Annotated in this window: 21 protein-coding genes; 9 read left to right on the top strand and 12 right to left on the bottom strand. The window is 73.0% G+C overall.

From position 1 onward, the window contains the following. Positions 1 to 5: 5 nt before the first annotated feature. A complete protein-coding gene (locus ACFULQ_RS30115; RefSeq protein ID WP_383549864.1) occupies positions 6 to 314 on the bottom strand; it encodes a DUF3040 domain-containing protein in 309 nt (102 codons plus the stop codon). Between the two features lie 182 nt (positions 315 to 496). Here ACFULQ_RS30115 and ACFULQ_RS30110 point away from each other — a divergent pair, with 182 nt between their 5' ends. Continuing rightward, positions 497 to 1,372: an isocitrate lyase/phosphoenolpyruvate mutase family protein gene (locus ACFULQ_RS30110; RefSeq protein WP_383549862.1), complete on the top strand. Its 876-nt coding sequence runs from the start codon at positions 497 to 499 to the stop codon at positions 1,370 to 1,372. On the opposite strand, the gene ACFULQ_RS30105 is transcribed toward ACFULQ_RS30110, so the two are convergent. The 4 genes from ACFULQ_RS30105 to ACFULQ_RS30090 form a co-directional block, all read right to left on the bottom strand. After that, entirely contained in the window at positions 1,323 to 1,940 is a 618-nt protein-coding gene (locus tag ACFULQ_RS30105; protein WP_383549859.1) for a hypothetical protein, read from the bottom strand. The genes ACFULQ_RS30110 and ACFULQ_RS30105 overlap by 50 nt on opposite strands. 131 nt (positions 1,941 to 2,071) lie before the next feature. Further along, on the bottom strand, positions 2,072 to 2,782 hold the full coding sequence (locus ACFULQ_RS30100) for a DUF1775 domain-containing protein (protein ID WP_383549857.1): 711 nt from the start codon (positions 2,780 to 2,782) through the stop codon (positions 2,072 to 2,074). Positions 2,783 to 2,852: 70 nt separating this feature from the next. Next, positions 2,853 to 3,479, bottom strand: a complete 627-nt coding sequence (locus tag ACFULQ_RS30095; RefSeq protein ID WP_383549854.1) for a hypothetical protein — start codon at positions 3,477 to 3,479, stop codon at positions 2,853 to 2,855. 336 nt (positions 3,480 to 3,815) lie between these two features. Then, positions 3,816 to 4,043 carry a twin-arginine translocase TatA/TatE family subunit gene (locus tag ACFULQ_RS30090; RefSeq protein ID WP_383549851.1) on the bottom strand — a complete coding sequence of 76 codons (228 nt, stop codon included), beginning with the start codon at positions 4,041 to 4,043 and terminating at the stop codon, positions 3,816 to 3,818. Positions 4,044 to 4,179: 136 nt separating this feature from the next. On the opposite strand from ACFULQ_RS30090, the gene ACFULQ_RS30085 reads away from it, so the two are divergent. From ACFULQ_RS30085 to rox, 7 genes are all read left to right on the top strand, one after another. Then, the gene (locus ACFULQ_RS30085) at positions 4,180 to 4,563 is read left to right on the top strand and encodes a BlaI/MecI/CopY family transcriptional regulator (protein ID WP_383549849.1); all 384 of its coding nucleotides are present in this window, start codon (positions 4,180 to 4,182) and stop codon (positions 4,561 to 4,563) included. Between the two features lie 6 nt (positions 4,564 to 4,569). After that, a complete protein-coding gene (locus ACFULQ_RS30080; RefSeq protein WP_383549846.1) occupies positions 4,570 to 5,502 on the top strand; it encodes a M56 family metallopeptidase in 933 nt (310 codons plus the stop codon). A gap of 178 nt (positions 5,503 to 5,680) precedes the next feature. Beyond that, entirely contained in the window at positions 5,681 to 7,000 is a 1,320-nt protein-coding gene (locus ACFULQ_RS30075) for a hemolysin family protein (protein WP_383549844.1), read from the top strand. Continuing rightward, positions 6,997 to 8,019, top strand: coding sequence for a hemolysin family protein (locus ACFULQ_RS30070; RefSeq protein WP_383549841.1), 1,023 nt, complete (start codon positions 6,997 to 6,999; stop codon positions 8,017 to 8,019). The genes ACFULQ_RS30075 and ACFULQ_RS30070 overlap by 4 nt, the downstream gene beginning before the upstream one ends. A 144-nt stretch (positions 8,020 to 8,163) precedes the next feature. After that, positions 8,164 to 9,486, top strand: coding sequence for a hemolysin family protein (locus tag ACFULQ_RS30065; RefSeq protein WP_383549838.1), 1,323 nt, complete (start codon positions 8,164 to 8,166; stop codon positions 9,484 to 9,486). Between the two features lie 37 nt (positions 9,487 to 9,523). Further along, entirely contained in the window at positions 9,524 to 10,543 is a 1,020-nt protein-coding gene (locus ACFULQ_RS30060) for a hemolysin family protein (protein WP_383549835.1), read from the top strand. Positions 10,544 to 10,551: 8 nt separating this feature from the next. Next, entirely contained in the window at positions 10,552 to 11,982 is a 1,431-nt protein-coding gene (gene rox / locus ACFULQ_RS30055) for a rifampin monooxygenase (RefSeq protein WP_383549909.1), read from the top strand. 10 nt (positions 11,983 to 11,992) lie between these two features. Here the strand turns inward: rox and ACFULQ_RS30050 are convergent, their stop codons facing one another. Continuing rightward, positions 11,993 to 12,349: a helix-turn-helix transcriptional regulator gene (locus ACFULQ_RS30050; RefSeq protein ID WP_383549833.1), complete on the bottom strand. Its 357-nt coding sequence runs from the start codon at positions 12,347 to 12,349 to the stop codon at positions 11,993 to 11,995. Positions 12,350 to 12,479: 130 nt separating this feature from the next. Between ACFULQ_RS30050 and ACFULQ_RS30045 the strand changes: the two genes are divergently transcribed. Further along, positions 12,480 to 13,229, top strand: a complete 750-nt coding sequence (locus ACFULQ_RS30045; protein ID WP_383549830.1) for an ANTAR domain-containing protein — start codon at positions 12,480 to 12,482, stop codon at positions 13,227 to 13,229. Positions 13,230 to 13,269: 40 nt separating this feature from the next. Here the strand turns inward: ACFULQ_RS30045 and ACFULQ_RS30040 are convergent, their stop codons facing one another. The 6 genes from ACFULQ_RS30040 to ACFULQ_RS30015 form a co-directional block, all read right to left on the bottom strand. Beyond that, on the bottom strand, positions 13,270 to 13,926 hold the full coding sequence (locus ACFULQ_RS30040; protein ID WP_383549828.1) for a response regulator: 657 nt from the start codon (positions 13,924 to 13,926) through the stop codon (positions 13,270 to 13,272). Further along, positions 13,923 to 15,170, bottom strand: coding sequence for a sensor histidine kinase (locus ACFULQ_RS30035; protein ID WP_383549825.1), 1,248 nt, complete (start codon positions 15,168 to 15,170; stop codon positions 13,923 to 13,925). Before ACFULQ_RS30035 ends, ACFULQ_RS30040 begins: the two co-directional genes overlap by 4 nt. A gap of 62 nt (positions 15,171 to 15,232) precedes the next feature. Further along, entirely contained in the window at positions 15,233 to 16,372 is a 1,140-nt protein-coding gene (locus ACFULQ_RS30030) for an ABC transporter substrate-binding protein (protein ID WP_383549822.1), read from the bottom strand. Positions 16,373 to 16,552: 180 nt separating this feature from the next. Next, entirely contained in the window at positions 16,553 to 17,536 is a 984-nt protein-coding gene (gene meaB / locus ACFULQ_RS30025; RefSeq protein WP_383549820.1) for a methylmalonyl Co-A mutase-associated GTPase MeaB, read from the bottom strand. Continuing rightward, positions 17,533 to 19,710 (bottom strand): methylmalonyl-CoA mutase, encoded by a 2,178-nt coding sequence (scpA, locus tag ACFULQ_RS30020; protein WP_383549817.1) that lies wholly within the window; start codon positions 19,708 to 19,710, stop codon positions 17,533 to 17,535. The genes meaB and scpA overlap by 4 nt, the downstream gene beginning before the upstream one ends. Next, positions 19,710 to 21,518, bottom strand: coding sequence for a methylmalonyl-CoA mutase family protein (locus tag ACFULQ_RS30015; protein WP_383549815.1), 1,809 nt, complete (start codon positions 21,516 to 21,518; stop codon positions 19,710 to 19,712). The genes scpA and ACFULQ_RS30015 overlap by 1 nt, the downstream gene beginning before the upstream one ends. Positions 21,519 to 21,576: the final 58 nt, after the last annotated feature.

The raw sequence follows: 21,576 nt of genomic DNA, 5'->3' as shown, positions 1-21,576 counted from the left end.
GACGGTCAGCGTTCCGTCCAGCGGCACACCAGGCGGAACGACGCGAACAGGGCCAGTGGCCAGACGGCCGCGAAGGACCAGATGACCGCGGGCCGGGCGGTGACGATCCCCAGCACCAGCAGGGTGATCGCCACCGTCAGCAGCAGCCCCACGGTCATCACATGCGGCCGGTAGTGGGTGACCCGGGAGAGGTCGGGGCACCGGCGCAGCCGGTGGGTGCGCAGTCGGCGGTCCAGACGGCGGTCGCGGCGCAGAGCGCGCTCCACCTCGTCCAGGATGCGCTGCTCGTGATCGGGGAGTCGCCCTGTCGCCACTGTCGCTCCTCGCGGATCCGGAGGGTCCCTCTCCGAGTGCCCGGAGAGGGACTCGTTATCCGTGCGGTGTGCGTCGCTGTGCGTGGAGGCGCGCGCACTTGAGCCGTCGGCTGCCGCCCGCGGGTCCCGCGGCGTACCTTCGCCCTGAGTCCGTCGAGGGGCGACGGGCCGGGAAGGACCGCGTGGACACCGACCGCCGAGCCAAGGCGCAGCGCTTCGTCGAACTGCACCGGGAGGGCTGTTTCCTGCTCCCCAACGCGTGGGACGTGGGCAGCGCCCGGATCCTGGAGGCGGCCGGGTTCCCTGCCGTGGCGACCACCAGCGCGGGCGTCGCGTTCTCCCTGGGCCGCCCCGACCACGACTTCTTCGCCGAGCAGCCGCCCGAGGACCGCGTCGACCGCGCCACCATGCTGCGCCGGGTCCGGGAGATGGCGGACCGGCTCGCCGTACCGCTGAGCGCGGACCTGGAGGACGGATACGGCGAGTCGCCCGAGACGGTGGCCGAGACCGTCGCGCTGACGCTCGCCTCGGGAGCCGCCGGCGGCAACATCGAGGACTTCACCGGCGACCGCGGCCGCCCGCTCTACGACGAGAAGCTCGCCGTCGACCGTGTGCGCGCCGTCCGCGAGACCCTCGCGGGCGACGGCGAGCCGTTCGTCCTGGTCGGCCGCACCGATGTGCTCCTGGTCGGCGGCCCGCTCGACGAGGCCGTACGGCGGGCCAACTCCTACCTGGAGGCCGGCGCCGACTGCGCCTTCGTCCCGGGCGCGGCCGACGCGGAGACCATCGGCACCCTGGTCCGCCAGATCGACGGCCCGCTCAACGTGGTCATGGGCCTGACCGGCAACGCGCTCTCCCTGGACGACCTGCGCGAACTCGGCGTGCGACGGGTCACGGTCGGCGGCAGCATCGCCCGCGCGATGTACCGCCGACTGCTCGACGCGGCACGGGAGCTGGCCGACCGCGGCACCTTCTCCTACGCCGCCGACCAGCTCTCCCAGACGGAGCTCAACGACCTGTTCCGGCAGGATCGGGGGACGACGGCACCACACAGCTAGGCGCCTCGGGGGCGTCCTGCGCGTGCCGGGTCAGCGCGCACACCGTCCGCAGCCCGACCTTCCACCGGCCGTCCTGGAGTACGGCCGTCCCCGGGCCGCCGGTGTCGAGCCGGCGGTCGTCCAGGCCGAGGTCGTAGGCCACTTCGGCGCTCACGTCGGAGGTGTACGACACCGAGGTCACCTCGGCGCGCAGCTTGCTGCCGCTCGGGTCGCGGAAGAGGTTGTCGATCATCAGGGCGTTCTCCTCGCCGTCCTCGACGACGGCACTGCGCTCGTCCAGCGAGGAGCCGGGGGCGAACAGGACCGTCCACGCCTCCCGGATGTCCTGCTCGGCCCGCTCCGGATCCTCGGGCGCGGTGCGGGTGGGGGTCGGGGAGGCGGACGGCGACGGCGAGGTCCCGGCCGCGGTCGGGACCGCCGATCCGGTGGCGGAGGACCGGGCCGTCCGGGAGGCGCCGCCGTCCCCGCCGCCGTCCTGGTCGTCGCAGGCTCCGGTGAGGACGAGGGCGGTGACGGCGAGCGCCACCGCCCAGGTCCCGTGCCGTGCAGGGGAGTTCGCACAGGTCATGGCACTCCGTCTCCGGGTAGGCGGTGTGGCTGGCCTACCCGGGGACGGCGGATTCATCCGGGACGCACGGGAAATCACCGGGACGGAGTGGCGCGCGGGGAGCCCGGTCCCCGCGCACGGCGTGCGGTGGGTCACTCCCCGGCGCCGCCCCGACGCCGTACCGCGAAGACCACCGCGGCCGCCGCCACCAGGATTCCCGCGCCGATGCCGGTCCAGGCGCCCGCGGACAGGCCGCCGTCGTCCTCCTCGGTGGTGGCGGCGGCCTGCGGGGAGGCGGCCGGGGTCGTCTCCTCGGGGGTCGGGGTCGGGTCCGCGGGGGACGGGCTCTCGTCGACGCTCGGGGAGGGGGCGACCGGCTTCGCGCCCGGTGCCGCCGCCTTCAGCTTGAGCGTGGGCGCCGGGTTCTCGCCGTTCTCGTCCAGCTCGATCCAGCGGTCGACATGCCCGTCGCCGTAGGCCTGGAGGGTCTTGAACGCGACCTCCTCCGCGTCCGGCAACTGCCGTACGACCACGGAGTACTCGGCGCTCGCGCCGGTCTTCAGCTCCTTGCCCCCGACGCTGTAGCCGTCCTTGCTCGTGGTGAACTTCCAGCCCGCGGGGCCCTTCGCGTAGGTGACGTCGGCGGGGGCGATGCCCTCGGGCAGGACCACCCGCAGCTGCTTGATCCCGGAGCTGTCGGACTCGGCCTCGGCGTGGAAGGTGAGGGTGACGTTCTCCGCGAGGGCCTGGGCCTTGTCGGCCTCGACCTCGGTGTGGGCGGCGGCCGGAACGGCGGTCAGCACCACGGCGGTCGCGGCCGCGGCGACGGCGGCGGACAGGCGGGGCAGGGTGATACGGGACATGCAGATCTCCAGGCAGGTGGTATGGCGGGGCGGCCGTCCGGCGTGGGCCGGAGCGGCGTCCCCGGTGGGGTCAGTGGACGAGAGCCGCGCTCGTCGCCGGAGGACCCCGCCGTACCACCGCGTGCGCCAGCAACGGCCGTGCGGTGAGCGGTCGTTCGTCGTGCGCCGGCACGACGGTGAGTGCGGCCGTCGGCCCGGGTGCCGCGGGCCGGGCGAACAGCAGCCGCAGGGCGGCCAGTCGGACCCGCGCCCCGTCGATCGCCGCCGTCACCCCGCGCGCCAGCGTCCAGCAGACCGCGTCCGCGCGGTGCAGCAGCACCGCGACCAGCGCGGCGACCAGCGCGTGGGCCGCCGTCATGGCGAAGGAGTCGTGGAGCTGTTCGTGCCAGGCCGGCCGGGCACCGTGGCCATGCCCGTCGGAGTGCTGGGCGGCCGCCGTGAGCGTCAGCCACAGATGCAGACCCGACTGGCCCGCGACACTGCACGTCACCACGGTCGCCAGGCTGCGGGGTCGCTGGACGCCGATGAGACCCACCGCGAACAGCACGGCCGCCGCTGCGGCACCGCGTGTCCAGGGCACCGGCCCCTCGGCGAGCAGATGATGGGCGCTGACCCCGAGGAACGTGCCGACGACGGCGAACACCGCGGCCCGCAGCACGGGCCAGGGCGCGCGAGTCGTCGTGACGGATCGGTGCATGGCCCGCTCATCATGGGCCATCCGGGGCCCGTCCGGCAGCCGGGTCGACGAAAGACCGGCACTTGGGGGCCGTGACGCCCGGCACTCCGGGTTCGTGACGTTGGCACTTCGGGGTCGTGACGGCCGGCACTCCGGGGCCGTGACGCCTGGCACTCCCGGGCCGTGCCGCCCGGCACTCCGGGGTCGTGACGGCCGTCTTCCGAGCCGCGGTGCGCGCCTCCCGAGCCGCGACGCCCGCCTTCTGAGCCGCCGCGCCCGGCCTTGTGAGCCGCGGCGGCCGTCTTGCGGGCCGTGACGCACTGTCCGGGGCCTCACCCGCCGCGCGGCCCCGGCTGATCAGGCCGTGCCGGTCTCCCGCGACCGCGGCCCCGCCGCCTCCCCGGGCTCGACCACCTCGCCCGGGATCACCTGGGGCGCCGGCTGCGGGTCCTGCGTCGCGCGGGCCTCCGCCTTGAGGATGCGTGCCGACTTGCCCGCCGAACGGACCAGCTCGGGGCCCTTCTTGACGGCGATGACCGCTATGACGACGATCAGGATGATCACGAGCTCGCTCAGTCCGAACATGGAAGGCCTCCGTCAGGGGTGGACACCGAAGCCGGACGAGACGCCCGCCGGACCGGCAGCGTACCCCGCACCCCCCGCCGGGTGTCCTTACCATGGACCGCCCGTGACGTGCGCGGCAGCGGAAGGGAGACAGGGCATGACGGATCACCGGCGTCCCCGGCGGGGACAGGGTGAGCTGGAGACGCAGGTCCTGTCGGCCCTGCGGGAGGCGGACGGAGCGGCGACCGCCGGCTGGGTGCAGGAACGCCTCGGCAGCGGCCTCGCCTACACGACCGTGATCACCATCCTGACCCGGCTGCTGGCCAAGGGCGTGGTGACCCGGGAGCGCTCGGGCCGCTCCTTCGTGTGGACGCCGGTCGCGGACGAGGCGGGGCTCGCCGCGCACCGGATGCGCAGGGTGCTGGACGGGGAGAGCGACCGGGAGGCGGTACTGGCCAGCTTCGTCACCTCGCTGGACGCCGACGACGAGAAGCTGCTGCGGGAGCTGCTGGGTCAGGCGCGGGACGAAGGGGAAGACTGAGGCCTCATGGGGGTGTTCGTCTTTCTGCCGCTGGTCCTGCCGCTCACCGCGTGGCCGGTGGCCCGGCTCGCCGAACAGCATCTGCACCCGCGCGTCGCGACCCGGCTGCTGACCGCCGTGGCCGGGGTGATGGCCCTGTGCAGCACGGTCTGTCTCGGACTGCTCATGGTGGTCGGCACCGCGCAGCTGCCCGGCAACCCGCTGCCCGACGGCTGGTCCGACCGGGAGGTGCGGGAGGCGGTGCCGTACGACGAGGTGGCCGGCCAGGCCGCCATCCCCGTGCTGCTCGCCGTGGCCGCGGTGTGTGCGCGCACGCTGTGGCGGCACCGCCGGACGCGCCGCGGGGCCCACCGGGCGCTGGCCGGCCTGCCGGACACGCAGGTCGCGGTGCTCGACGACCCGCTGCCGTACGCCTACGCCCTGCCCGGCGGCTCCCGTGACCGCGTTGTCGTGACCACGGCCCTGCTCGCGGGACTCCGCCCCGCCGAACGCCGTGCCCTGTTCGCCCACGAGCGCGCCCACCTGGCCGCCCGCCACCACCGCTTCCTGCTGGTCGCCCGTCTCGCCGCGGACGCCAACCCCTTCCTGCGGCCCCTGCGCACGGCCGTCTCGTACACCACGGAACGCTGGGCCGACGAGGAGGCGGCCAAGGCCGTCGGCGACCGCCGCACGGTGGCCCGGGCGATCGGCAGGGCGGCCCTGATCTCCCGTCCCGCGCCGGACCCGGCCCTCGCGGGCTTCGCGCTGCCCGGCCCGGTGCCGCGCCGGGTGGCCGCCCTGCTGGGTCCCGCCCCCGCGACCCGCACCTGGCCCTCGCTGTTCACCGCGGTGGGCGCGGCGGCCTGGACGGCGGCCGCCGGTACGGCCATGTCGGCGATGTCCTCCGCGAACTCCGCCCTGACGCTAGCCCTGGTGCTGCACGCGGCGACCCCCCTGTAGCGCCTTTCTACAGGTGCGTAGAAAATTATCCGGCCGCCCCTTGCCAACCTGCTTTGCCTGTCCTTTACCATTGGGGGAAAGTCGTCCCGACCTGAAGGAGCCACGGACCCGCAATGGGTGAGCCTCCCAGTACCAGCCGAGCCGCGTCCCACCCGCACCAGGGCAGGGCGGCGGCCCGGTGACCGAGATCCTGCTGCTCCTGCTGGCCCTCCTGCTGACGCTGGCCTGCGCCGTGTTCGTCGCCGCCGAGTTCTCGCTGACCACCGTCGAGCGCGGTGACCTGGAGCGGGCCGCCGCGGCCGGTGAGCGCGGCGCCGAGGGCGCCCTCAAGGCCGCGCGGCGGCTGACCTTCCAGCTCTCCGGCGCCCAGCTCGGCATCACCGTCACCTCCCTGGTGATCGGCATGCTTGCCGAACCCTCCCTCGCTGCCCTCCTCAAGGGCCCGCTGGCGGATGTCGGCCTGGGCGGGGCCGCCGCACCGGTGGCCACCGCGCTGGGCGTGGCCCTGTCCACCGTCGTGCTGATGGTGGTCGGCGAGCTGGTGCCGAAGAACTGGGCCATCTCCCGCCCGCTGGCCGTCGCCAAGGTGGTCGCGGGTCCCCAGAGCGCCTTCACCGCCGTCTTCGGCCCCTTCATCCGCCACCTCAACAACACCGCCAACGCCGTCGTACGACGTTTCGGCCTGGAGCCCGCCGAGGAGCTGGCCTCCGCCCGCAGCCCCGAGGAACTGGTCGCGCTCGCCGAGCACTCCGCCGCCGAGGGCGCCCTGGAGGCCGACTCGGCCGAGCTGTTCGTGCGCACCCTGCACCTGGGCGAGCTCACCGCCGAGAACGTCATGACCCCGCGCGTCGACGTCAAGGCCCTCGAAGCCCACGCGACCGCGGCCGACGCCGCGAACCTCACCCACGCCACCGGCCTGTCCCGCTTCCCGGTCTACCGCGACAGCCTGGACGAGGTCGTCGGCACCGTGCACATCCGTGACGTGCTCGCCCTGGAGCCCGGGAAGCGGACCGTCACCCCGGTCACCGAACTGGCCACCGCACCCCTGCTGGTCCCGGACAGCCTCCCCGCCGACCGGCTCCTGGAGCGGCTGCGCGCCACCCGCACCATGGCCGTCGTCATCGACGAGTACGGCGGCACCGCGGGTGTCGCGACCGTCGAGGACATCGTCGAGGAGGTCGTCGGCGAGGTGCGTGACGAACACGACCCCGTCGAGAGGCCCGACCTCAGGCCCGCCGGCGCCGGGGCCTGGGAGGCCGAGGGCTCCGTCCGCGTCGACCGGCTCGCCGAGATAGGGCTCACGGCGCCCGAGGGGCCGTACGAGACCGTGGCCGGACTGGTCGCCACCCGCCTCGCGCGCATCCCCGCCAAGGGCGACGACCTCGACCTGGACGGCTGGCGCCTGGAGGTCCTGGACGTCGACCACCACCGCGCCGACCTGATCCGCATCACCGAACCGTCGAGGGTGCCGGTCCCCGCGGGGGAGGAGTCCCGATGACCACCGTCCAACTGCTCGTCGGCGCCCTCACCCTGCTGACCAACGCGTTCTTCGTGGGCGGCGAGTTCGCCCTGATCTCCGTGCGCCGCAGCCAGATCGAGCCACGCGCGCGTGACGGCAACAAGCGGGCCCGGATGACCCTGTGGGGTCTCGAACACCTCTCCGCGATGATGGCCACCGCCCAGCTGGGCATCACCGTCTCCTCGCTGGTGCTCGGCGCGGTCGCCGAACCGGCCATCGCCCACCTGCTGGAGCCCGGCTTCGAGGCGGCCCACGTCCCGCCCGGCCTGGTGCACCCGATCGCCTTCGTGATCGCCCTGTCGCTGGCCACCTATCTGCACATGCTGATCGGCGAGATGGTCCCGAAGAACATCGCGCTCGCCGCCCCCGTGCCGACCGCGCTGCTCCTCGGACCGCCCCTGGTGGCCCTCACCCGCGCGCTCAGGCCCTTCGTGTTCGGCATCAACGCCTTCGCCAACACCCTGCTCAAGCTGCTGCGGGTGGAACCGAAGGACGAGGTCGAGTCGGTCTTCACCGACGACCAGCTCGCCCGCATGGTCGTCGAGGCCGGCGAGGCCGGGCTGCTCTCGCCGGCCGACGGCGAACGGCTGCGGGACGCCCTGGAGCTCGGCACCCGCCCGGTCGGCGAGATCCTCGTCCCGGTCCCCAAGATGCGCACCGTCGATGTCTCGGTCACCCCGGCCCGGCTGGAGCGGGTGGCCGCCGACGCGGGGTACTCCCGCTTCCCGGTCACCGGGCCCGACGGCACCCTGCTGGGCTATCTGCACATCAAGGACACCCTCGGCGTCACCGACCGCGACCGGCCCTTCCCGCGCTCCGCGCTGCACCCGGTCACCCGGGTCCGCATCGACACCCCGCTGGACGACACCCTCACCGCGCTGCGCGCCGACGGGAGCCATCTGGCGGCGGTGACGGGACAGACGGGCGCCGTCCTCGGATTCGTGACCATGGAGGACGTCCTGTCCGAACTGGTCGGCCCGGCGCCGGCCGCCGTGTGATCGCCGGGCGGTTCCGCCGCCCGGCTGGTAGACCTGGGAACGCCGCTTCCGCCCCGGTCGTTCATCCGACGCACCCCCCTACTGAAGGAGTACACCCGTGTCCGCCCCACCGACGGACTCCCATCCGCCGCGATCGACCCGCCGTTGAGTACCACCAGTGCCCTCCTCGGCCTGCTCGCCGTCTTCCTGCTGACCGCGGGCACCGGCTACTTCGTCGCGCAGGAGTTCGCGTACGTCTCCGCGGACCGGCTCGCCCTCTCCCGCCAGGCGGACGCCGGTGACCGCAAGGCCGCCCGCGCGCTCAAGGTGCTGGAGCGGCTGTCGTTCATGCTGTCCGGCGCCCAACTGGGCATCACCGTCACCGGACTGGTCGTCGGATTCATCGCCGAGCCCTCGGTCTCCGCGCTGCTGAAGCCCGCCCTGACCGGTATGGGCATCCCCGAGGGCGCCGTCGGCGGCATCTCCGTCGTACTGGCCTTCGTGCTGGCCACCGTCGTCCAGATGGTCCTCGGCGAACTCGCCCCGAAGAACCTCGCCATCGCCGTCCCCGAGCGGCTCGCCAAGGCCCTCGCGCCCTCCACGCTCGGCTATCTCAAGGTCGTCGGCCCGCTGGTGCGCGTCTTCGACGGCGCGGCCAACCGCCTCCTGCGCGGGGTCGGCATCGAACCCGTCGAGGAACTCCACCACGGCGCCACTCTGGAGGAGCTCGGCCACCTTATCGGCGAGTCCCACGAGCAGGGCGAGCTGCCCAAAGACACCGCCGAACTCCTCGACCACGCCCTGGAGTTCTCCGAGCGCACCCTCGACGAGGTGATGGTGCCGCGCGTCGACGCCGTCTTCGTCCGCAAGGACGCCACCGCCGCCGAGGCCGTCGACCTGATCGCCGAGCACGGCCACTCCACCTACCCGGTCCTCGGCGACCACCCCGACGACGTCCCGGGCGTCCTCGGCGTACGCGAACTGATGCGGCTGCCGGCCGAGGAGCTGGCCCGGTCCACCGCGGGCTCCCTCGCCCGCAAGCCCCTGCTGCTGCCCGACACGCTGCCGCTGCCGGAGGCGGTCGAGCAGATGCGGGAGCGGGACGACGAGTTCGCGGTCGTCCTCGACGAACACGGCGGGATCGCCGGCATCGTCACCTACGAGGACATCGCGGAGGAACTCGTCGGCGACATCGCCGACGAGAGCGACACCGTCACCGAACTCGCCGTGCCCGACGGCCAGGGCTGGCTGGTCGACGCCGGCCGCCGCCTCGACGAGATCGCCGACGCCACCGGTATCGAACTCCCCGAGGAGGAGGACTACGACACCGTCGCCGGACTGGTCGTGGACCGCCTCGGCCGCTTCCCGGCGATCGGCGACCGGGTCACCGTCGACCTGCTCGACGCAGGACGCGCGGTGATCGACGTACGCACGCTGGACCGGCATGTGCCGGAGCGGGTCCGCATCGAGAGGGTGGGCGAGGCATGAGCATCCCGACGGCGCTCCACGTCAGGGTGGGCCAGGCATGAGCTTTCCCACGGCCCTCTTCGTCACCGTCCTGCTGCTGATCGGCAGCGGGTTCTTCGTCGCCGCCGAGTTCGCGCTGGTCGCCGCCAAGCGGCACCGCATGGAGAAGGCGGCGGCCCAGGGGCGGCGCGGTGCCAAGGCGGCACTGGCCGGGATGCGCGAGCTGTCGCTGATGCTGGCCGGTGCCCAACTCGGCATCACCGTCTGCACCCTGGGCCTCGGCTCGGTCTCCAAGCCCGCGATCTCCCACGAACTCGACCCGCTGCTGCACGACCTGGGCCTGCCCCCGGCCCTGAGCTACGGCGTGGCCTTCGTGGTCGCCATGGTCGTGGTGGTGTTCCTGCACATGGTGGTCGGCGAGATGGCCCCCAAGTCCTGGGCCATCGCCCACCCCGAGCGGTCCGCGATGCTGCTCTCGCCGCCCTTCCGGGGTGTCGTCAAGGTGGTCCGGCCGCTGATCTCGGTGCTCAACAAACTGAGCAACGCGCTGGTACGGCTGTGCCGGGTGACCCCGCGCGACGAACTCGCCTCGGTGCACAACCGTGAGCAACTCACCCACCTGGTCGAGGAGTCGGAGCGGCTCGGACTGATCAGCGAGACCGACTCGGAGCTGCTCACCCGCTCGCTCACCGAGCCCGAGACCCCGGTCGGCGACGTCCGGATCCCGGCCGCGGACATCACCTCGGTGCCCGGCACCGCCGACCTCGACACCGTCCTGCGTACGGCGGCCGCCCACGACCGCACCCGCATGCTGGTCCGCGAGGACGACCGGGTCCTAGGTTCCCTGCACGCCAGGGACGCCCTGGTCGCCCGGGCCCGGGGCCGCACCGCCACCGCGCGCACCCTGGCCCGCCCGGTCCCGGAACTGACCGAGGACACCAAGGTCGCCGACGCGATCGACCTCCTGCGCCGCAACCGGGCGTCCCTCGCGGTCGTACGGGACGGGTCCGGCACCCTCACCGGCCTGGTCACCCTGGACGACCTGCTGGCGCGCTATCTCCAGCCGCAGGGGGTGTGAAGGACGCGGTGTTCGACGTGATCGTCGCCGGTGGCGGGCCCACCGGGCTGATGCTGGCCGCCGAGCTGCGGCTGCACGGTGTCCGGGTGGTCGTGCTGGAGAAGGAGGCGGAGCCGACCGCCATCGTGCGCTCGCTCGGACTGCACGTCCGCAGCATCGAGGTGCTGGACCAGCGGGGCCTGCTGGACCGGTTCCTGGCGCACGGGAAGCGGAGCCCGGTCGGCGGCCTCCTCGCCGGGGTCGTGAAGCCCCTGCCCGAGCGGCTGGACACCGCGCACGCCTACACCCTCGGCATCCCGCAGCCCGTCACCGACCGCCTGCTGGCCGAGCGGGCCGTCGAGCTCGGCGCCGAGATCCGGCGCGGCTGCGAACTGGTCGGACTGAGCCAGGACGCCGACGGCACCGGCGTCACCGCCGAACTCGCCGACGGCACCCGGCTGCGCTCGCGCCACCTCGTCGGCTGCGACGGCGGCCGCAGTACCGTGCGCAAGCTGCTCGGCGTCGGCTTCCCCGGCATCCCCGCGCGGGCCGAGACACTGCTCGGCGCGATGGAGGTGGGCGTGCCGCCGGAGACGGTGACGGCCGTGGTCACCGAGATCCGCCGGACCCGGAAGCTGTTCGGCCTCGCCCCCGTCGGGGACGGGCTGTACCGGGTCGTCGTACCCGCCGAGGGGGTGAGCGAGGACCGTACGGTCGCGCCGACCCTCGACGAGTTCAGGCGGCAGCTCCGGGCGGTCGCCGGCACCGACTTCGGCGTGCACTCACCGCGCTGGCTGTCCCGCTTCGGCGACGCCACCCGGCAGGCGGAGCGCTACCGCGTCGGCCGGGTGCTGCTGGCCGGGGACGCGGCGCACGTCCACCCGCCGGTGGGCGGGCAGGGGCTCAACCTCGGCATCCAGGACGCGTTCAACCTTGGCTGGAAGCTGGCCGCGGAGGTGGCCGGCTGGGCTCCGGCGGGGCTGCTGGACAGCTACCACGCGGAACGGCACCCGGTGGCCGCCGACGTGCTGAACACCACCCGGGCGGGCATGGAGCTGCTGTCCGCCGAACCGGGGCCGCAGGCGGTTCGCCGACTGCTGTCGGAGCTGATGGACTTCGACGAGGTGAACCGGTACCTGATCGAGAAACTCACCGCGATCGGCGTCCGCTACGACTTCGGCGCGGGCCATGAGCTCCTCGGCCGGCGCCTGCGGGACATCCCGCTCACGAGCGGCCGCCTCTACGAGCTGACCCACGGCGGCCGCGGCCTGCTGCTCGACCGGACCGGCCGGCTCTCGACGGCGGGCTGGGCGGACCGGGTCGACCACGTCGTCGACACCGCAGCGGAGCTGGACGTGCCCGCGGCGCTGCTGCGGCCGGACGGCCATGTGGCGTGGGTGGGCGAGGACCAGGACGCACTCCTCGAGCACCTGCCCCGGTGGTTCGGCGCGCCGGCCTGAGGCCGGGCTGTCAGGGACGCGATGTTTCCGGGATCCCGCCGGGGCTCTCGGGACCGGTGGAACGGATCGCCTCGTCCTGGACTAGCAGGGACAGCAGGGACGCCACCGTCAGGCCCGCCTCGGCGGGATGGCGCAGCACCTGGCCGGACTCGATGCGGTAGGTGTTGGTGCGGCCCTCCCGGACGTGTGAGAGGTACCCGTCCTGCTCCAGATCGGAAATGATCTTCTGTACGGCGCGTTCGGTGAGCCGGCAGTGCGCGGCGATGTCGCGGATCCGGGCGCTGTGGTTGTCGGCGATCGCGGCCAGGACCCGTGCGTGATTGGTGACGAACGTCCATCCGGTGTGTGGCTGGGGCACTCCATCCATGGCTCAACTCTAGCGACCACACATTCACGCATCCAAAAACCGGAACTAAATTTCATGTATTAGTTGACGTATGTGGGTGGACACAGCGAATCTGGTGAGCGAGGCAACGGAGCACATGAGGGAGAGGGCCATGCCGGAACCTGCGCACTCGGCGCAGCCCCTCACCACGGCGGACACCCGTCCGCCGTGTCTGGCCTCCATCGAGGCCGTGGCGGCCGGCGACCGGGTGGACGTCATCTGCCGGGGCGAGCTGGACATCGGCGCCCAGTGGCTCCAGCCGGAGCTGTACGCCGCCCTCGACCGCTCGGCCACCGGCGTCGACCTGGACCTCGAAGGCGTCGGCTTCTGCGACTGCGCCGGGCTCAACGTCCTGCTGGACCTGCGCCGGGTGGCCCTCGACCAGGGCAAGACGGTCACCGTCCGCTCCTGCGGGCCGGCCGTCGAACGGCTGCTCGACCTGACGGGGGCGGGGGAGCTGTTCAAGGCGGAGGGCGCGCACGGTCCGGCGGGATCGGACAGCCCCGTGACGTCGGACGGCGACCCGGAGCCGGAGCCGGAGCTGGAGCTGGAGGTGGACGTCGACGAGGAGTTGCGTCTGGAGGTCGCCCAGTTGCGCCGGGCGATGCGGACCCGGCCGTCCATCGACGTGGCCCGCGGCATCGTGATGGCCTCCTTCGGGCTGAGCTCCGAGGACGCCTGGACGGTATTGGTCACCGCCTCCCAGAACACCAACACCAAGCTGCACCATCTCGCCGAGAACCTGATGGGCGCCGTCCACGGCACACCGGTCGCGGAGGAGGTACGGCAGCAGATGGCGGTGGCCGTGGCCAAGGTGCGCGGCATCTCCCCGAGGTCTCAGGAGATACCGCCCGGCGCGTAGGAGGACCGGTCGGCGGCCCCACCGGCACCCGGACCGCGTCCTACGTCAGTTCCAGCAAGCCCCGCCTGACCGCCTCCGAGACCGCCGCCGCTCGGTTGTCGACACCGAGCTTGCGGTAGACGCGGACCAGGTGGGTCTTGATGGTGGCCTCGCTGAGGTACAGGGACGCGGCGATGGCGCGGTTGCTGTGGCCGTCGGCCATCAGCCGGACGACCTCCCGCTCCCGGCGGGTCAACTCCGGTGCCGGGTCGACCACCTGGCCGACCAGATCGCCGACCACCTCGGGCGCGAGCCCCATCCCGCCCACCGCGGCACTGCGCACGGCCCGGAAGAGGTCCTCCGGCGGTCCGGCCTTCAGCACATAGCCGCGCGCACCGGCCTCCAGCGCACGCACCACGTCGACGCGTCCGGAATAGCTGGTCAGCATCACCACCGGCACGTCCGGAGCCCGGGCGGCCAGCGCGCGCACCGCCTCGACGCCGTCGGCAGGCCCGGTACCGCCGCCCACGCCCTCGAACCGCAGGTCCATCAGGACGACATCAGGCGCCAGTTCGACGGCGAGGCGTACGGCCTCCTCGGGACCGGCGGCCTCCGCGACGACGTCGAGATCCGCCTCGCCCTCCAGCAGCGCACGCAGCCCGGCCCGTACGACGGCGTGGTCGTCGGCGACGATCAGGCGCAGCGGGGACGCCGTCACCGGACCGCCGCCGGCCTGGTCGTCGCCGCCGGCGCCTCGGAGCGCACCCGGGCGGGGACGGTGGCCCGGATCCGGGTGCCCCGGCCGGGCCCGCCCTCGACGGCGAGATCACCGCCGTACTCCCGAAGCCGCGCCCGGGCCGCCGGGAGCCCGAAGCCGCGGCCCGTGGCGGACGGGCCGTCGACGCGGGCGAGGTCGAGGCCGACACCGTCGTCGCACACGTCGAGGTCGACGCGGTCCGTGCCGTGGTGCAGCGTCACCAGCAGGCTGCCGGCGCGCGCGTGCTCGCGCACATTGGCCAGCATGCCCTGCGCCACCCGGAACAGGGCGGTGGCGGCCCGGTCGTCCAGCTCGGGGCGGTGGACCCCGGTGGCGCGGAACAGCACGCGCGGCGCCGTGCCGTCCTGCTGGGCGCGCAGGCACAGCAGGCGCAGGGAGCCCTGGAGGCCCTCCTCGGCGACCACGGAGGGAGTGAGGTCGCGGATCATGCGGCGGGTCTCCGCGAGGCTCACGTCCAGACCGTCGGCCACCGCGCGGACCCGGGTCCGGGCCGTGTCCGGGCGATGCTCCCAGTCCCGCTCGGCGGCCTGGAGCAGCATCAGGCTGCCGGAGAGCTCCTGGGCGAGCGTGTCGTGCAGGTCGCGGGCGATGCGTTCGCGTTCCGCCAGCATCCCGGCCCGCCGCTGCTCCCGCGCCAGCACGTCACGGGTGCCGCGCAACTCCTCCACCAGGCGCTGGCGTTCGGCGGCGGCGCGCTGCTGGGCCCGGTACAGGGCCACCGTGCCCCACACGGCGGCCACCGGGATGAGCACCTTCTCCGCGTCGAACCCGCCCGCGCTGCGGGTGAGTTGGCCGATCAGCACCAGTGTCACGGCGCCCACCGCCACCGCCGCGGCCCGGCGGCCGAGTGCGCGCAGGGCCGCGCAGGCCAGGGGCAGGGCGCACCAGACGTAGGCCTCGGTCAGCACGGCCGGGGTGAGCAGCACGAGCCACGTCCACAGCGCGACGAGGACCGCCACCCAGAGATGCCGGGCGAGCGGTCCCAGTCTCTCGCCCAGGGCCAGTCCGGCCGCGTACGTCGTGGCGAGCAGTGCGCTGAGGATCACGATGTCCCAGCACAGCGCGAGGTGCAGCTCGGCGAGCCGGACCAGCGCGGAGCCGACGACCACGAAGAACACGAGGTGCGGGACGTGCCGCAGGGCGCGGTGGTCGTACACGACGAACCCCCTGAACGAAAGATCCATCGGGACAGGGGGTCCGAGTCTATCCACCGGCTGTATGAGCGGTGTGAAGAGCGCTCGTGCGGTCAGGCTCCCGGGTGCAGGCCGAGCCAACCGGGCGTGGGGTCGCCCTTCACCTCGCCGAAGTACAGGGCGAAGGTCTGCTTCCAGCGCTCCACCTCGGCGCGGTCCGCCATGAACTTCGGGAAGCCGTCCAGGTGGGCGTTCGGGTACTCCCAAATCGGCTTCAGGGAGCCCCCCGGGGTGACGTCGGTCCGTACCGACCAGCCGTTGAACGCGTTCTGCTGGGTGGCCGTGGACAGCTGCCAGTTGAGATACAGCTTGGCGGCCGTGGGGTTCGCGGCCTGCTGGAGGATCGCCGCACGCTGGCCCCAGGCCATGAAGGGGTGCTCCTCCGGTACGACGAAGCGCACGGGGGACGAGGAAGGCGCGACGAGACTGCCCGAACCGCCGACCCCGATCGCCTTCTGCCCGGCGCGGACGGCGTCGCCGGGAGAGTTGCTGCCCCGTGCGAACCGCACGTCCTGCGCGGCGAGTCGGGCCACCCACGACCAGCCGTAGGTCCGCGCATACAGGCTGTAGAGATAGAGGACGGCGTCGTCGTCGTGCGGGTACGACGAGGCTATGGCGCCCTTCCACCTCGGGTCGACCAAGTCGAGCGGGGTGCGAGGGGCGTCGGACCCCACGGCCTGGGGACCGTACATGAAGCTGAACGCGATCGCCGCCACGGCGACCCAGGCGCCCTGCGGGTCCTTGAACCCGTCGTGCACCTTCGAGAACCCGGCCGGCCTGTAGTGCAGCAGGCGCCCCTGCCGCTTCCAGCGGACGAAGTCCTGGAGGGTCTGGAGCTGGACGACGTCGGGGACGAGGGTGTTCGTCGCGAACTGGTTGTCGACGCGGACGTCGTGGTACTTGCTGTAGTCCACGATCAGCGTCAGGTCGATGTCGGGGAAGCGTGCCTTGAAGCCGGCCTTCGTGCCGTCCTGCTGGGTGGGGGTGTCGCCGCCGGCGTAGACGACGAGCTTCCCGCCCTCCTTGAGGGCGGCCTGGTAGAGCTCGTCGAGGGTGCGGGTCTCCTCGGGGCCGGAGGTGTGCCGGGCGGGGGCGGCCGAGGCGGTGGCCGTGGTGGCACCGACCGCGCCGAGACCGAGCGCGGCACCGGCACCGGTGGTGAGGACACGTCGTCTGCTGAGGAAGCTGGACACGCTGCGGGGACCTCTCTGATGGGGGGTGACGTTGGAGCCCGGCGCCATGGGCGATCGCCATTGTGCTGCGGCCTGGCGGGCCCCCGCGTCGTCCGTACGGCTCGACGAGCCGCCCCGCGATGGAATCCGCGTTCAACCGATCGATTGAACGAGTGCCGTCCCCGCCCCCGGTGGAGAGGGTCAGTCCGGGTCCGTGCCGAACGCCCCCAGGATGCGTTCGGCGGCGAGCGTGGCCGTCAACTCGCCGTTCCTGACCTGCTGTTCGAGACCGGGCGCGAGGGCCTGGACGGCCGGGTGGGAGTGCAGGCGCCCGAGGAGTTCGTCCCGCACCATCGCCCAGGCCCAGCCGACCTGCTGGTCCCTGCGCTTGGCGGTGAGCCGCCCCGTCGAGTCGAGGAGCGTCCGGTGCTGTTCCAGCCGCTCCCAGACCACGTCCAGACCGGTCGACTCCCGGGCGCTGCAACTGAGCACCGGGGGAGTCCAGAAGGCGTCCTTGCCGTGCATCAGCCGTAGCGCGCCCGCCAGTTCACGGGCGGCGGCGCGGGCGTCGCGCTCGTGCGGGCCGTCCGCCTTGTTGACCGCGATCACGTCGGCGAGCTCCAGAACACCCTTCTTGATGCCCTGGAGCTGGTCGCCGGTGCGGGCCAGGCTCAGCAGCAGGAAGGAGTCGACCATGTCGGCGACCGCGGTCTCGGACTGCCCGACGCCGACGGTCTCGACGAGGATCACGTCGTAGCCGGCGGCCTCCATCACGACCATCGACTCCCGGGTCGCCTTGGCCACCCCGCCGAGCGTGCCCGCGCTGGGGGAGGGCCGCACGAAGGCGTTCGGGTCGACGGCCAGGCGCTCCATCCGGGTCTTGTCGCCGAGGATCGAGCCGCCGGTGCGCGTGGAGGACGGGTCCACCGCGAGCACCGCCACCCGGTGCCCCTGCGAGGTCAGCATCGTGCCGAACGCGTCGATGAACGTCGACTTCCCCACGCCCGGCACCCCGCTCACCCCGATCCGCCGCGCCCGGCCGCTGTGCGGGAGCAGCTCGGTGAGCAACTCCTGTGCCAGGGACCGGTGTCGGGGGTGGGTGGACTCGACGAGGGTGATGGCGCGGGCTACGGTCGCCCGCTTCCCGTCGAGGACACCCTTCACATACGCGTCGAGATCGATCACTGCCCGTGCCCGAGGTCGGCGGACAGACGCTCCACCAGGTCGTACGCCGCGTCCGGGATCACCGTCCCGGGCGGGAAGACGGCCGCGGCCCCCATCTCCAGCAGCGTGGGCACGTCCTGCGGCGGGATCACCCCGCCCACCACGATCATGATGTCCTCCCGGCCCTCCTCGGCCAGCGCCTCCTTGAGCGCCGGTACGAGGGTGAGGTGACCGGCCGCCAGCGAGGAGACGCCGACGATGTGCACGTCCGCCTCCACGGCCTGGCGGGCCACCTCGCCCGGGGTCTGGAACAGCGGGCCGACGTCGACGTCGAAGCCGAGGTCGGCGAAGGCGGTGGCGATCACCTTCTGACCGCGGTCGTGGCCGTCCTGGCCCATCTTGGCGACCAGGATGCGCGGCCTGCGGCCCTCGGCCTCCTCGAAGGAGTCCACCAGGGCGCGGGTGCGGTCCACGGAGGGCGACTCCCCTGCTTCGTTGCGGTACACGCCGGAGATCGTACGGATCTGGCTCGCGTGCCGGCCGTAGACCTTCTCCAGGGCGTCGGAGATCTCGCCGACCGTGGCCTTGGCGCGGGCCGCGCGCACGGCCAGCTCCAGCAGGTTGCCCTCGCCGTCGGCCGCCCGGGTCAGCGCGTCGAGGGCGTCGCGGCAGGCCGTCTCGTCCCGCTCGGCGCGCAGCCGCCGCAGCTTCTCGATCTGCTGGGCGCGCACGGAGGAGTTGTCGACCTTGAGGACCTCGATCGCCTCGTCGGTCTCCACCCGGTACTTGTTGACGCCGATGACCGGCTGGCGACCGGAGTCGATCCTGGCCTGGGTGCGGGCCGCCGCCTCCTCGATGCGCAGCTTGGGGATGCCGGCGTCGATCGCCTTGGCCATGCCGCCCGCCGCCTCCACCTCCTGGATGTGCTGCCAGGCCTTGCGGGCGAGGTCGTACGTCAGCCTCTCCACGTAGGCGCTGCCGCCCCACGGGTCGATGACCCGGGTGGTGCCCGACTCCTGCTGGAGCAGCAGCTGGGTGTTGCGGGCGATGCGCGCCGAGAAGTCGGTGGGCAACGCCAGTGCCTCGTCGAGGGCGTTGGTGTGCAGCGACTGGGTGTGGCCCTGGGTCGCCGCCATCGCCTCGACACAGGTGCGGGTGACGTTGTTGAACACGTCCTGCGCGGTCAGCGACCAGCCGGAGGTCTGCGAATGGGTGCGCAGGGAAAGGGACTTGGCGTTCTGCGGGTCGAACTGCCGCACCAGCTTCGCCCACAGCAGCCGGGCCGCCCGCAGCTTGGCGATCTCCATGAAGAAGTTCATGCCGATCGCCCAGAAGAAGGACAGCCGGGGCGCGAACGCGTCCACGTCCAGCCCGGCTTCGCGGCCCGCCCGGATGTACTCCACGCCGTCGGCGAGGGTGTACGCCAGCTCCAGGTCGGCCGTCGCGCCCGCCTCCTGGATGTGGTAGCCGGAGATCGAGATGGAGTTGTAGCGGGGCATCCGCTGCGAGGTGAACGCGAAGATGTCGGAGATGATCCGCATCGACGGCTTCGGCGGATAGATGTAGGTGTTGCGGACCATGAACTCCTTGAGGATGTCGTTCTGGATGGTCCCGGCCAACTTCTCGGGCGCGACGCCCTGTTCCTCCGCCGCCACGATGTACAGCGCCAGCACCGGCAGCACGGCGCCGTTCATCGTCATCGAGACGGTCATCCTGTCCAGCGGGATGCCGTCGAAGAGCTGCCGCATGTCGTAGATCGAGTCGATCGCCACGCCCGCCATGCCGACGTCACCGGTCACCCGCGGGTGGTCGCTGTCGTAACCGCGGTGCGTGGGCAGGTCGAAGGCGACCGACAGGCCCTTCTGGCCGGCCGCGAGGTTGCGCCGGTAGAAGGCGTTGGACTCCTCGGCGGTGGAGAAGCCCGCGTACTGACGGATCGTCCAGGGCTGGTTGACGTACATCGTCGGGTAGGGCCCGCGCAGATACGGCGCCACGCCCGGGTACGTCTCCAGGAAGTCCAGGCCCTCCAGGTCGGCGCCGGTGTACAGCGGCTTGACCTCGATGCCCTCCGGGGTCTCCCAGACGGGCTCGGCCTCCTGCGTGGCGTTCTTGACGGCCGTACGCCACTCGTCGGCGCCGGCATCGGTCGCCGGGGTCCCCAGCTCGACCCCAGTGAAGTCAGGGATGCTGGACATCAGGACACTCCCATGCGGTCGAGGGTGGCGGTGAGCACGGCTACGGCGTCGCAGCCCGCGAAGACGTAGGAGTCCATGCCGGAGTACTGCCCAGGGCGTCCGGCCAGGAACACATGCTCCGCGCCTGCCGACTTGAGGGCTGCCGCGACCTCCTCGGCCCGCTCCTCGTACAGCGCGTCGCTGGAGCACAGACAGGCCTCGGTGGCGCCGCTCTCCTCGAAGGTGCCCTCGGTCACGGGCTCGATGCCGCCGGCCTGGAAGAGGTTGGCGGCGAAGGTCAGGCGCGCGGTGTGGGCGGCGGCGGGGCCGAGCGCGGCCAGGAAGACCCGGGGGCGGGCTCCGGTCGCCGCGAGGTGGGCGTCGGAGCGGGCGCGCAGCTCCTCGTACGCCTCGTCGCGCCGGACGCGGGGGAGACCGCCGGACGGCTGCTCCGGGGCGGGTTCCCGCTCGACCGGCTTCTCGGAGAGATGCGGGAACTCGCTGACGCCGGTGATGGGTTCGCGACGGGTGGCGAGCCGCTTGGAGCGCTGCGCCCACGTCGTCGCCAGGTCCGTGCGGAGCCGGCCGGAGCGCAGCACGGCCGCCTGGCCGCCGTCGCGCTCGATCGTCCGGAAGAACGCCCAGGCGGACTCGGCGAGTTCGTCGGTCAGCCGCTCCACGTACCAGGAGCCGCCCGCCGGGTCGATCACCCGGGACAGATGCGACTCCTCGACCAGGATCGTCGAGGTGTTGCGGGCGATACGGCGGGCGAACGCGTCCGGGAGGCCGAGCGCGTGGTCGAAGGGCAGCACGGTGACGGCCTCGGCGCCGCCGACCCCCGCGGCCAGCGTGGCGATCGTCGCGCGCAGCATGTTCACCCACGGGTCACGGCGGGTCATCATCACCGGCGACACCACGGCGTGCTGCGCCTGCGCACCCGCGCCGGGCGCCCCGGACACCTCGGCGACCCGCGCCCACAGCCGGCGCGCCGCGCGCAGCTTGGCGATGGTCAGGAACTGGTCGGCCGTCGCCGCGTACCGGAACTCCAGCTGGGCACAGGCCTGTTCGACACTCAGCCCGGCCTCGGTGAGCCCCCGCAGATAGGCGACACCGGTGGCGATCGAGGCGCCCAGTTCCTGCGCCGCCGAACCGCCGGCCTCGTGGTACGGCAGCGCGTCCACGGTCAGTGCCCGCAGCCCCGGGTACTCCTCGGCGCACCTGCGCGCGAGCGGGACGACCGGCGCGAAGTCCAACGCCTCGCCGGTACGGGCCTCGTGGCCCAGCGGGTCGGCGCCGAGGCTGCCGCGCGCGGCCTTGCCGTCGATGCCGCGCTCGCCGTAGAGCCGCAGCAACTCCTCGGCGGCCTCGGCGAATCGGCGCCCCGCGTCGAGGGCGACCGGTGCGAGGTCGAGGTAGACGCCGTCGAGGACCTGGCCCAGCGACGCGACCGGGATGCCGCCCTCGCCGGCGACCAGCCACAGCGAGGTGACGCCGTTCTCCAGGTCCGAGAGCACCGCGGTGTTGTCGGTGACCGCGTGCCGCTGCCGTACGTCCCAGCCGCCGGCGGTGTTCCCCTCGGGCCGGGCACCCCGTACGAAGGGGGCGAAGCCGGGGAAGCCGGGCTCGGGTGCGGTGTCGTGCGCGCTGTACAGGGGCCGGGTGCGCAACCCGTCCTCGAGCGCGGTGGACAGGGCGTCCTCCGCTGCCGCGCCGGAGACTTCCTTGCCGGACTTGCGCAGGACACCGGCCACCAGGCCGTGCCAGTGCTCAAGGCTCGCGTCAGGGAACTCGGCGGCCAGCGAAAGCCCGTCGTCAGGCAGGACCGTCATGCTCGGATGCTAGGCCAGACCCCCAAAGGAGCAGCAGAGGGCACGGCTGTGACCTTTC

The sequence above is a fragment of the Streptomyces sp. NPDC057253 genome (assembly GCF_042669125.1).
GTDB lineage: Bacteria > Actinomycetota > Actinomycetes > Streptomycetales > Streptomycetaceae > Streptomyces.
This window is presented reverse-complemented; position numbering and strand designations above follow the sequence as displayed.

Bases quoted from the DNA above. Each gene is read 5' to 3' on its own strand.
- ACFULQ_RS30105 (WP_383549859.1), bottom strand. From the start codon at position 1,940: ATGACCTGTGCGAACTCCCCTGCACGGCACGGGACCTGGGCGGTGGCG.
- ACFULQ_RS30100 (WP_383549857.1), bottom strand. From the start codon at position 2,782: ATGTCCCGTATCACCCTGCCCCGCCTGTCCGCCGCCGTCGCCGCGGCC.
- ACFULQ_RS30095 (WP_383549854.1), bottom strand. From the start codon at position 3,479: ATGCACCGATCCGTCACGACGACTCGCGCGCCCTGGCCCGTGCTGCGG.
- ACFULQ_RS30090 (WP_383549851.1), bottom strand. From the start codon at position 4,043: ATGTTCGGACTGAGCGAGCTCGTGATCATCCTGATCGTCGTCATAGCG.
- ACFULQ_RS30085 (WP_383549849.1), top strand. From the start codon at position 4,180: ATGACGGATCACCGGCGTCCCCGGCGGGGACAGGGTGAGCTGGAGACG.
- ACFULQ_RS30080 (WP_383549846.1), top strand. From the start codon at position 4,570: ATGGGGGTGTTCGTCTTTCTGCCGCTGGTCCTGCCGCTCACCGCGTGG.
- ACFULQ_RS30070 (WP_383549841.1), top strand. From the start codon at position 6,997: ATGACCACCGTCCAACTGCTCGTCGGCGCCCTCACCCTGCTGACCAAC.
- ACFULQ_RS30060 (WP_383549835.1), top strand. From the start codon at position 9,524: ATGAGCTTTCCCACGGCCCTCTTCGTCACCGTCCTGCTGCTGATCGGC.
- ACFULQ_RS30050 (WP_383549833.1), bottom strand. From the start codon at position 12,349: ATGGATGGAGTGCCCCAGCCACACACCGGATGGACGTTCGTCACCAAT.
- ACFULQ_RS30045 (WP_383549830.1), top strand. From the start codon at position 12,480: ATGCCGGAACCTGCGCACTCGGCGCAGCCCCTCACCACGGCGGACACC.
- ACFULQ_RS30035 (WP_383549825.1), bottom strand. From the start codon at position 15,170: ATGGATCTTTCGTTCAGGGGGTTCGTCGTGTACGACCACCGCGCCCTG.
- scpA (WP_383549817.1), bottom strand. From the start codon at position 19,710: ATGTCCAGCATCCCTGACTTCACTGGGGTCGAGCTGGGGACCCCGGCG.
- ACFULQ_RS30015 (WP_383549815.1), bottom strand. From the start codon at position 21,518: ATGACGGTCCTGCCTGACGACGGGCTTTCGCTGGCCGCCGAGTTCCCT.